Origin of the sequence: Wolbachia endosymbiont of Litomosoides brasiliensis (genome assembly GCF_013366805.1) — a bacterium.
Lineage (GTDB): Bacteria > Pseudomonadota > Alphaproteobacteria > Rickettsiales > Anaplasmataceae > Wolbachia.
Window position 1 is genome coordinate 1 of sequence record NZ_WQMO01000024.1, and the last position, 11562, is coordinate 11562.

An 11562-nucleotide genomic window follows, 5' to 3' on the forward strand; every position below is an offset into this window, starting at 1 on the left:
AGCTTATAATACAATTGCTTTGCTTGAAAGCACTTTGTGCAAACCTATTACCCCTCTTTCTCACTCTACGATTAAACAACTCTGCAATGCCACTTATTTGACCTACTAATAGTGAGAATTGGTATTACCTCAGTATGGCTTCTTCTCCATTGTTGTCTATCTATTTCTTGCACATAGGAATTGTCATTGATAGACGAACTTACTGATTTCCCTTAAGCCTAAATTGCACAACTCAAAGAAGAAGTCACTAGTTGATACTGTCTCTCAAACCGCTGAGCTGAATAGGCCATGGCACTAACTTAAGGAAAATACCAGTAATTGTACATAAAATTTCTCTCTAAAATTCATTATGTCTTCAGGAGAGTTCACTAAGGAAGACTCTTAAGTTGACACCATTGGTTGAACGGATACAAGCATGGCCATTCTGAAGCAAAACTTCTCTATACTTTACCTGAGTGAAGTTACTTAATTTTTACATATCTATTGTAAAGTAAAGAAACTGAATCCAGAACAAAAATGCTAGCTGAAGCTTGGGCTTTACTAATACTTACACTACTTGAAACAATACTTAGTGTAGATAACTTAATCTTTATTTCTCTAGTAATAGATAGAGCACCAAACACATTAAGGGAAAAAGTACGCATCATAGGTCTTGCACTAGCACTACTGATGCGCTTTGTAACACTATCCTTTACATCACATATATTATCAATGCAAAAACCTATATTTAATGCTGCATCGTTTAACATTTCAGTAAAAGATCTACTCATGATGGCAGGAGGATTATTCCTAATCATTAAAAGCTTCATAGAGTTATGGAACGATATTTTCTCACGCAAGCAAATCAAAAAAAAAACAGGCACTAAATTACAACTTTTTTCAGCTGTACTGCAAATTATATTAATAGATTTAGTTTTTTCAGTTGATTCTTTACTAACCACTATAGCATTAACTCATAGCATGGTAATAATTGCTATAGCATACGTATTTTCCACACTAGCAATGATATTTCTATCAAATTATACCGCTCAGTTAATTAAACCTAGCCTGAGTTTAAAAACAATCGCCATCTCATTCATTATACTTGTTGGTGCGCACCTAATGCTTGATGGACTTCACATAGAATTACCAAAAGAATACTTGTATTCCTCATTAATGTTTGCCTTCTTCGTAGAAGGTATAAGTAGTATAAAGAAAAAAGTGCGGTGCATGAAGAAAAAAAACAGCCCCAAATTATTCCCACTCAATAGTCGCCGGTGGTTTTGAAGTTAAGTCATACACAACTCTATTTACTTTGGAAACATTATTAACGATTATGCTACTGACATTTTGCAAAAAATCCCAAAATACTAATGAATGCTGGCCTTTATTCTCAAATGGAAATGCATCAGCTGTCATACCATCAAACGATGTCACAGCCCTCAAAGCACAAACATATCCGTATGTACGACCATCTCCCATGACACCCACAGTTCTTATCGGCAACAGTACAGCAAAAGCTTGCCATATTTTATCATATAGACCGTAATTTTTCATTGTATTGATATATATTTCATCTATTTCTTGCAATATTTGCACTCTTTCCTCATCAACTTCACCTATGACCCTTACTGCAAGCCCAGGTCCGGGGAACGGATGTTGAAATATTATCTCATCTGAAAGACCAATTTCTTTCCCAAGCAGCCTTACCTCATCCTTAAAGAGGTAGCGCAAAGGCTCCACTAGCTTTAGATTCATCTTCTCCGGCAACCCACCAACGTTATGATGAGATTTAATTGTACTAGTATTCCCTGAAGCATGCCCTGATTCAACCACATCAGAGTAAATAGTACCCTGCATTAAAAAATCTGCATGACCTGTTTTTTTTGCCTCCTCTTCAAGGACTTCAATGAAAGTGTTACCAATAATTTTTCGCTTTTCTTCTGGATCAGTTATACCTTTTAATCTACTTAAAAACAAATCTGACTTATCAACATAATTTACTGGAACATCTTCCAACACAGCAATGGTCTGGTTCTTGCGTAATAACCCAGTATTAATAAAAATACAGTTTAATTGTTTTCCTATAGCTTTATATGTAAGAGCCGCTGCAACGCTTGAATCGACCCCGCCACTTACCGCAGCAATTACTTTTCTTTCCCCTACCAAATTTTTGATTTTTTCCTTTTGCTTTTCAATGATTGACTTCACTGTCCAATCCCTTTTACAATTTGCAATACCCAAGAAATTAGAAAGCAACTTACTACCATTCGCTTTAGGCTTAACTTCAGGATGGAATTGAGTACAATATATCCTACGCTGTTCATTGGCCACTATTGCAATAGTTTGATTTATTACACCTGATGCAATAACAGCAAACCCTTGTGGTACAGTTTCAACACTGTCCGCGTGATTCATTACTACATCCACTTCGGAACTAACATCCCACACATTCTTTATAATAGGAGATTCCTTTAGTATCTTGATCTTAGTTTTACCAAATTCCTGTTTGAACTCTTTTTTTACTTTTGCTCCAAAATAACGACAAATAAGTTGCTGCCCGTAGCATATCCCAAGTATAGGAACATTTGTTACCTCATTGAGCTTTATAATCTCATGGGCTACTCCATTTACCTCAGAAGAACTATCATGCACAGATTGCGGTCCCCCAGAGAGAATAAATCCATTGAATTTCGATATTGTTTCAAAATTGATGTTGCTTGGGAATATCTCACAATAAACACCCACTTCTCTGACTCGTCTTGCGATAAGCTGTGTAAATTGCGAACCGAAATCAATAATGGCAATTGCTGACAACTCACTCCTCCATATTATTAAAAGCAATATTTAATAATAAAGAAAATAATAGAGCAAGTAAACTAAGACCCCCTTAAAAGCTTTAATATATGGCTTAAACGTTAGCTATAATCCATTTTGAGTTGACAAAAATTTTACAAGATGGCAGCCGCCCATGGTTCTTATACCAATCCCTACTGTGCAAGGAACAAATAGACCATAATGGAAAAGAAGCCATACTGGAGTAGTAAAATAGCAAGGTTTAAATGGCATTAAAATCAAAATTATTGGATGAAAAAGTGTTGAGTCAGTAAAAGAAATGCTGAAGAAAGTACGAAATAACACATATGTTACAAGAAAACTAGATGCTGCAATTGCAGCAAAAAAGCACAGTATAACAGCCGTAGCAAAAATATGTTGCATTTCAAGAACAGCAAACTGCATGGATAAAGCACCTAAAATTTGGAAGAAAAAATTGTTTGCTTCCCCTTAATGTCGTAGAAAAACTGATTGAATCAGAGTCAATTTGAACAAGTTGAAGTGTCGAAGTATGGATTAAGAAAACTCTAATATTACCATTAAAGAAATGGAATGAGAACTAGGAAAATTTGGCTTGAATGTCAGCAAGTCCATAGCACACCGCAATATGCAAAAAATGAAGTTTTCATATATTATACTGAGACCGATTTACAATGAACAGGATAAAGTAAACAGGAAGAGTTAAAAAAAACTTAATGAGACTATTGTGGTATCCTGAACAAGAGTTATTCATCTTGGATAAATCGCAATTTGCACACATTCGAAAGTTAGACACAGGTGGTTAAAAAAGAGTGTTAGAACACAGGTTAAAGTAAAAATTAGGTAGATAAAATTTTTATCTCTACAATGCAGTTAATTCCAGAAATGGGGAGAGTTCTAACCCATTTACACCAAATATTAACACTGATTGTATAAATATATTTCTTGAACAAATGTCGTAATGTTTAAGAACACAAGAAGCCTTTCTTATCATGAATTGTGTTAGTTGGTATAATTCAAAAAACTTAAAGGCATCTTAAAGATATCAAGATTATATGCCTACTATCATATTCACCTGAGCTCAATCCTATTAAGAGACTTTGGTTGTATATAAAACAGAACATCTTGCGTAATAAAGTCTATAATACAATTGCTTTACTTAAGAGCGCTTTGTACCAACTTATCACCTCTCTTTTTCACTCTGCAATTAAACAACCCTGCAATGCCATTTATTCGACACGCTAACAATGAGAGTCAGCATCACTTCTTTAATGGTAATATTAGGGCTTTTTTCAACTTGTTCGAACTGACTCTGATTCAATCAGTTCTTCTACGACGCCGAGGGGAAGCAAACAATTTTTTCTTCCAAATTTTAGGTGCTTTATCCATGCAGTTTGCTGTTCTTGAAATGCAACATATTTTTGCTACGGCTGTTATACTGTGCTTTTTTGCTGCAATTGCAGCATCTAGTTTTCTTGTAACATATGTGTTATTTCGTACTTTCTTCAGCATTTCTTTTACTGACTCAACACTTTTTCATCCAATAATTTTGATTTTAATGCCATTTAAACCTTGCTATTTTACTACTCCAGTACGGCTTCTTTTCCATTATGGTCTATTTGTTCCTTGTAGTGGGGGTTAGTATAAATACTCAATAACCGCAACTTATCTGCATTTTTAATGCAACTAACCTTTAATCATAAGTATTTAAGAAATTTACTATGCAGAAGAAAAGGCAAAAAATACACCTGTTAGACAGTGTGTTTACTCCCCAACCCTGCAAATTGACGTTCTATACTACCTTGAACGCTTCATAAGCGCTTTTCGGCTTATATAAACCTAGAAATGTTGTAAAGATATAAGGTGCGCACAGTGCAGAAAATTAAACATAAGAGACCACCATGCGATACTTTGTTGTTTAACCTACACAAATTGAAGATAACTAAACACCTCCACTGTTGTAATCAAGGAGGCTGTAGCAAAATTCGTCAAGTGGTTTTTGCACTTCTATGAGCCACTTGGACGACACCTCTTCACAACACCCGTACAGCTGCATAACCTTCTGCTATATTATAGATCTTGCTTTAGCCACGTATTCATATAAAATGAAACAAATCGGAGCTATAAATTAAATGTTAACAAGATTTGCCCCAAGCCCAACTGGCTATCTTCATGTAGGAAATGTCCGCACTGCGCTCGTTTGCTGGATGTACACACGCAGTCAAAATGGGAAATTTTTACTTCGTTTCGACGATACTGACCTTCAGCGTTCAGACATCAAATATATAGACAGCATAGTGCAGGACTTAAGATGGATTTGCATAGATTGGGATGCAAACTTTAAGCAATCAGAGCGCTTTAAGCGTTATAACGAAGCGTTTCTGCAGCTAATAACAAAAGGGCACATTTATGCATGCTATGAAACAAGAGAAGAATTAGATATTAAACGGAAATTGCAGCTAAAACAGGGACTCCCTCCGGTATATGATAGAAGCGCGTTACTTCTCACTGAACAAGAAAAAATTCTTTATGAGCAAGAAGGACGAAAACCATATTTCAGATTTAAGTTAGATAGGAATAAAGTTGTTAAATGGAATGATGAGGTTAAAGGTGAAATAAATATTGCAACCAGCAGCATCAGCGACCCCGTGGTAAAAAGAGAGGGTGGAATTTATACATACATGTTACCCTCTGTTATTGATGATATCGACTTTAATGTAACCCATGTTATACGCGGGGAAGATCATATAACTAACACTGCAGTTCAGATACAAATGATACAAGCATTAGAAGCAAAAGTTCCTGTATTTGCTCACCTTCCCCTGCTACATTTTAATGATAGTAAGATATCGAAGCGGAAAGGTGGACTAGACATCAAATTTATTAAAGAAAACGAAATTGAACCAATGGCACTTGTCAGTTATTTAACGAAACTTGGAACATCTGATCCAATCAAAGCTTACGCTAACATACAATCTTTAATTGACTCATTTGACATTAAAAAATTTGGCTCGGCTTCCGCTCAATTTAGCTTGAGTGAAGTGTATAAGCTAAATAGTAAAGTCCTGCAACAAATGCCATTTGAAGTGGTAAAAGAGCGTTTAAGTCAAACTGGAGTAAACTTCCCAGAGTTTTGGTATTTTATAAGGAATAATATAGAAAAATTTTCGGAAGTGGCTGAGTGGTGGCAAATATGTAAATCTAATACAGAACCTGCAGTTCTTGATAAGGAGTTTATAAAAATCGCGCTCGATGCATTACCTCAAGGCGATTGTAATGAAAACACATTGTCGGAATGGATAAAAGCTATTCAACAGGCAGTAGATATAAAGACAAAAGATTTGTTTATGCAGCTGCGTTTGGCCTTAACAGGCGCAAAAACAGGTCCAGAGCTCGCCAAGTTATTAATTTTTATCGGTAAAGAAAACATCATTGCAAGGTTAAAGAACTATTAGCCAGTCACATGCAACTATAGAGGAATCCTAAACTACTATAACCTGAAATTTCAGGCATAAGTCTTGAACAAAAGGTCGTTTTTTTGACAAGTTAAAAGACGGTGAAAATTATTTAATGGATAACCAATGACAAAAACTATAGAAAAAAATATATGAAACTTTTAAAATGGTTAAAAGATCATATTGCTACAAACCGTTATAAAGTGGCGCTTGCAGTAAGCTTATTTTACTTTACCATACTAATTCTCACTATCAGTAGGTCAAAAAAGTGAGCAGAGTTGTTTAATTGTAGAGTGAGAAAGAGAGGCAATAAATTTGCACAATAGCACCCTCAAGCAAAGCAATTGTATTATAGACTTTATCACGCAAAATGTTCTGTTTTATATACAACCAAAGTCTCTTAATAGGATTGACGCTTAGGTGAGCATGTGGTAGGTATATAATCTCGATATTTTTAGATGCCTTTAAGTTTTTTTACTTATGCCAACTAGCACAATCCATAATTCATAACAAGAAAGGCTTTTCGTGTTCTTAAATATTGTAACATTTGTTTAAGAAATATATTTATACAATCAGTATTGACATTCGGTACAAATAAGCTAGAAATCTCTTCATTTCTAGAATCTACTGCATTGTAGAGATAAAAATTTTATCTACCTAATTTTTTTAGCTTGTGCTCTAACACCCTTTTTAAACCACCTATGTCTAACTTTCGAGTGTGTGCAAATTGCAATTTATCCAAGATAAATAACTCCTGTTCAAGATATCACCAATAGTCTCATTAAGTTTTTTTTAACTCTTCCTGTTTACTTTATCCTGTTCATTGTAATCGGTCTCAGTATAATATATGAAAACTTCATTTTTTGCATATTGCAGTGTGCTGTGGACTTGCTGACATTCAAGCCAAATTTTTCCTGGGTTCTTATTCCCATTTCTTTAATGGTAATATTAGAGTTTTCTTAATCCATACTTCAACTCGTTCGAATCGACTCTGATTCAACCAGTTTTTCTATGACATTAAAGAGAAGCAAACAATTTTTCTTCTCTTCAAATTTTAGGTGGTTTATCTGTGTAGTTAGTGCTGTTCTTAAAGTGCAACATGTTTTGCTACGGATGTTATACCGTGCCTTTTGCTGCATTACAGCATTTAGCTTTTTGTAACATATGCATTATTTCACACTTCCCTCAGCATTTCTTTTACTGATTCCACAACTTTTTCGTCCAATAATTTTAATGCTATTTAAACCTCGCTATTTTACTACTCCAGTATGGCTTCTTTTCCATTATTGTCTATTTGTCCCTTGTGTAGCAGGAACTAGTATGAGGTTGTTAAAACTTATCAAGTAGTTTTTTGCTTGCGCCTTTCTGAGAATCGTAAAGATACAGTGACTAAAGGACAGTTATTAATCAAGCCTTTTTGCCAATTACTACAACATTTTCACTTGGAAAAAAATAATCAGGTATAACCATATTTTTTGGTGCAGGCCCCCCAATTACTCGACCAGATGTATCATAATACGAACCATGGCAAGGGCAAAACCAACCGTTTCCATCTTTTGTAGCGTAGTCCACTGGTACACATCCAAGGTGTGTACATACTCCAACCATAATTAGCCATTCATCTTTTCCTTTGTATACTCTTTGCTCATCTGACTGAGGGTCTCTCAAATTCTCTACATTCACAACTCTTGCAGCTTTAATTTCTTGTTTTGTACGTCTGCGAATAAACACTGGTTTACCTTGCCATTTTACTTTTACTCCGTGTCCTTCTTGAATTCCGGATAAATTAACTTCAACTGTAGACATTGCCAAAACTTCAGCGGAAGGGTTCATAGACTTAACCAGTGGCCAAAGCCCACTTGCAGTTCCTATACCCGCCATAGCGTACGTAGTTAATGCTATAAAATCTCTCCTGCTCTTATTTTTTTTAGCAAGACCTTTAACAGGGGGTATTTTTTTATCATCCCTGTCTATCAGTGGCTTTCTACTCTTAGTTAATTTCTTACTCATCGATCTCTACTCAGCTATGAGCATACATTCTAGTTCACATACTAGAGATTAATCAACAAAAACTTGCACTTTTTACTTTTAGTATGTTTTCACAATACTACAGCTAAGAGGACACAGAATCTCCAATCTCAGGCATATTCTCTTCAGCAGAACCAGGATCTTCAATTTTTGCTGCTGATACCACCCTTTCTCTACTCTCTGTTTTAAATAGAGTAACCCCCTGAGTGCTACGTCCTGCAATTCTAATTCCGTTGACTGAAATGCGAATTAACTTTCCTTTATCTGTAATGAGCATTATATTGTCATCCTGCTCAACTGGAAAGCTAGCAACAACATTACCGTTTCTATTAGTAGTGAGAATATTGGTAATGCCAACACCGCCCCTATTAGTTACTCTGTACTCATATGCAGAAGTTCTTTTACCAAATCCATTTTCAGTAATAGTTAGTATGAATTCCTCATTCGCCGCGAGTTTTAAGAACAACTCGTTATCTATTCCTAAATCATTCAAAACTTTTTCTAATTTAGAATCAATGGAGTTATTAACTATCGTTTCCAGTCTTTTTGCCAGCGGAACTTTTAGATAAAGCTCTTTTATTTCTGTTGCAACGCCTATACCATTTAGCATAGTCATAGATATCACGCTATCGTTCTTTGCAAGTTTGATACCCCTTACTCCATCTGAATTGCGACTTTTAAGTTGACGCACATCGCTTACAACAAATCTAATACTTTTTCCTAGCATTGTTGAAAGTAAAACATGATCAGTTTCGTTGCATACCTTGACCGATACTAATTTATCTCCTTCATTAAGCTTTATCGCTATCTTTCCGTTGCTCGGAATATAGTGAAAGTCAGCCAAAGAGTTACGCCTTATGTTCCCATGAGCAGTAGCAAAAACTATATTTTGGCTTTCATCGCTCTCACTTGGCAGTGGCATTATATTGGTAATTGTTTCGCTATCAGCAAGAGGGAATATGTTAACAAGCGCTCTCCCACGTGCAGTTGGCTCTGCAAGAGGTAATTTATAAACTTTTAATCTATAAACTCTACCAACATTGGAAAAGAATAAAAGGCTAGTGTGGGTATTCCCAACAAATAATTTTGCAGTTACATCCTCTTCTTTCAGCCCCTGCCCTAACTTTCCTTTTCCACCACGACGCTGAGTTCTATAGTGAGAGAGCTTTACGCGTTTAATGTAACCATTCATAGTCACTGTCACCACCATATCCTCTTGTGGGATTAGATCTTCAGCTTCAATGTCTGCATCTGATTCTTCTATTACGGTTTTGCGTGGTACGGCAAATCTGTTTTTTATTTCTTGTAAATTATCCTTTATTTCTTTCATTAATTTCTCCTCCGAGCCAAGAAAGGTGACATATTCTTTTATCAGATTAATCATTGAATTTAGCTCGGCTTCTAATTTGTCTCGTTCAAGACTAGTTAAACGTTGCAACTTCATGTCAAGAATAGCTTTCGTCTGTAGCTCAGTTAATTTATACACTCCATCTTTCAAAAAGCTCATGCTATCTGAAATCAAGCCAATAATTGCGTTTATTTCAGCTGAGGTTTTCCATTCCTTATTTAAAAGCTTTTTGTTTGCTTCTCCAGGATCTCTTGCATCTCGGACGATTTTTATCACTTCATCTATGCTCAAAACTGCAATATAAAGCCCTATATATATGTGAGCTTTTTCTCTCGTTTTTCTCAAACGAAATTCTGTTCTCCTGATCAATACTTCTTTTCTAAAACTAATAAAAGCGACTACGATTTCTTTTAAGGACATCAAAACAGGCCTGTTGTTATTGAGAACCAAAGTATTGACACTAAAGCTACTTCTTAGAGGAGTAAGTCCCAGTATTTGATTCAGTATAAAATCTGCTGCAGCGTTTTTTTTAAGGTCAATCACTACCCTAATACCAGACTTATCGGACTCATCCCTAATTTCCGTTATACCATCAATTTTCTTTTCTTTTACAAGCTCACCTATTTTCTCAATTAATTTTACCTTATTTACTTGGTAAGGTATTTCATCAATAACTATTGCTTGCCTATTTTGTGGCAGGTCTTCTATATGAGTTTTACCTTGTATAATAATTGAGCCTCGACCTGTAGCAAACGCTGATCTTATTCCAGACCTACCAAGAATCGTTCCACCGGTCGGAAAATCTGGCCCCGGCACTACTTCAAGCAATTCATCTAAGGTTACCTCAGGGTTGCCCATATATAATACGCAGGCATCAATTATTTCTCCAAGATTATGAGAAGGAATGTTAGTTGCCATACCAACTGCAACACCACTTGCGCCATTTATCAATAGATTCGGAAATTCTGCAGGCAGTACAACAGGCTCAGATTCATTTCCGTCGTAATTTGGCCTAAAGTCAACTGTATCTTCATCAATATCACTCAGCAAGAAGTGTGACACTCTTTGAAGTCTCGCTTCTGTGTATCGCATTGAAGCTGGTGGATCTCCATCTATCGAACCAAAGTTACCTTGTCCGTCAATGAGTGGCAAAAGAAGAGAAAAATCTTGAGCCATTCTGACCAAGGAATCATAAATAGCTGCATCGCCGTGTGGATGATACTTTCCCATTACATCCCCAACTATACGAGCTGCCTTTTTGTATGGCTTGCCAGCATCATATCCAGCCCTTGACATTGCATATAATATGCGCCTATGAACGGGTTTAAATCCATCTCGCACATCGGGTATAGCCCGGCTTATAATTACGCTCATTGCGTAGGAGAGATAAGAATCCTCCAGTTCTTTCACTATTGAAATTGGTACTATGTTGCCTTGCATTTCTGTACTTTGATTGAAGTAATTTCAATATTAACATTTAGTTAAGCAAATGGTCAATTAGAAATTGGGCTGCATTTGGCTCTACTTTTTGTTTACAATAATACTATTGAGTTATAGAATTGCCTTATTAAAGGGGCAATTAGCTCAGTTGGCAGAGCATCTCGTTTACACCGAGGAGGTCGGCAGTTCAAGTCTGTCATTGCCCATGGATATATAGATCTAGCATATCACAAAACTCGCAAAACAGCCTATTTAAAATCAGCCGTCATATCGCTTGTACATTTAAGTTTTCCCAGAATCTTCTGTTTTTCATAACTTTTTACTGTTTTTCTTGCAGGGTAAGTATTTTTTACACATTTTAGTCGAGTTGCAAATTAATCCCAACTCTCATTGCTAATGGGTCAAATAAGTGACATTGCAAAGTTGTTTGATTGCGGAGTAAGAAAGAGAGGCAATAAATTTGTATAAAGCGTTCTTAAGCAAAGCAATTATATTGTA

At 35.8% G+C, this 11562-nt stretch carries 5 protein-coding genes, 1 tRNA gene and 3 pseudogenes; 4 read left to right on the plus strand and 5 right to left on the minus strand.

The window, feature by feature from the left end:
- Positions 1-516 precede the first annotated feature (516 nt).
- A complete protein-coding gene (locus tag GO684_RS04440) occupies positions 517-1266 on the plus strand; it encodes a TerC family protein (RefSeq protein WP_175939261.1) in 750 nt (249 codons plus the stop codon).
- On the opposite strand, the gene guaA is transcribed toward GO684_RS04440, so the two are convergent.
- Positions 1234-2796 (minus strand): glutamine-hydrolyzing GMP synthase, encoded by a 1563-nt coding sequence (gene guaA / locus GO684_RS04445; protein ID WP_175939262.1) that lies wholly within the window; start codon positions 2794-2796, stop codon positions 1234-1236. The genes GO684_RS04440 and guaA overlap by 33 nt on opposite strands.
- 245 nt (positions 2797-3041) lie before the next feature.
- On the opposite strand from guaA, the pseudogene GO684_RS04450 reads away from it, so the two are divergent.
- Positions 3042-4038: pseudogene (locus GO684_RS04450) on the plus strand (IS630 family transposase).
- A 4-nt stretch (positions 4039-4042) separates the two neighbouring features.
- On the opposite strand, the pseudogene GO684_RS05370 reads toward GO684_RS04450, so the two are convergent.
- Positions 4043-4358: pseudogene (locus tag GO684_RS05370) on the minus strand (IS630-like element ISWpi10 family transposase); the annotation flags it as partial.
- Positions 4359-4925: 567 nt separating this feature from the next.
- On the opposite strand from GO684_RS05370, the gene gltX reads away from it, so the two are divergent.
- Positions 4926-6248, plus strand: a complete 1323-nt coding sequence (gene gltX / locus GO684_RS04460) for a glutamate--tRNA ligase (protein WP_175939267.1) — start codon at positions 4926-4928, stop codon at positions 6246-6248.
- A 260-nt stretch (positions 6249-6508) separates the two neighbouring features.
- On the opposite strand, the pseudogene GO684_RS04465 reads toward gltX, so the two are convergent.
- The 3 genes and pseudogenes from GO684_RS04465 to gyrA all read right to left on the minus strand — a co-directional run bounded on the left by GO684_RS04465 (position 6509) and on the right by gyrA (position 11064).
- Positions 6509-7440: pseudogene (locus tag GO684_RS04465) on the minus strand (IS630 family transposase).
- Between the two features lie 215 nt (positions 7441-7655).
- Positions 7656-8258: a ubiquinol-cytochrome c reductase iron-sulfur subunit gene (petA, locus tag GO684_RS04470; protein WP_175939269.1), complete on the minus strand. Its 603-nt coding sequence runs from the start codon at positions 8256-8258 to the stop codon at positions 7656-7658.
- Positions 8259-8361: 103 nt separating this feature from the next.
- Positions 8362-11064 carry a DNA gyrase subunit A gene (gene gyrA / locus GO684_RS04475; RefSeq protein ID WP_175939271.1) on the minus strand — a complete coding sequence of 901 codons (2703 nt, stop codon included), beginning with the start codon at positions 11062-11064 and terminating at the stop codon, positions 8362-8364.
- A 133-nt stretch (positions 11065-11197) separates the two neighbouring features.
- Here gyrA and GO684_RS04480 point away from each other — a divergent pair.
- Positions 11198-11270: transfer RNA gene (locus tag GO684_RS04480), tRNA-Val, on the plus strand.
- Positions 11271-11562 lie beyond the last annotated feature (292 nt).

Coding starts and splice junctions, on each gene's coding strand:
- gyrA (WP_175939271.1), bottom strand. CDS start 11,064: ATGCAAGGCAACATAGTACCAATTTCAATAGTGAAAGAACTGGAGGAT.
- GO684_RS04440 (WP_175939261.1), top strand. CDS start 517: ATGCTAGCTGAAGCTTGGGCTTTACTAATACTTACACTACTTGAAACA.
- gltX (WP_175939267.1), top strand. CDS start 4,926: ATGTTAACAAGATTTGCCCCAAGCCCAACTGGCTATCTTCATGTAGGA.
- petA (WP_175939269.1), bottom strand. CDS start 8,258: ATGAGTAAGAAATTAACTAAGAGTAGAAAGCCACTGATAGACAGGGAT.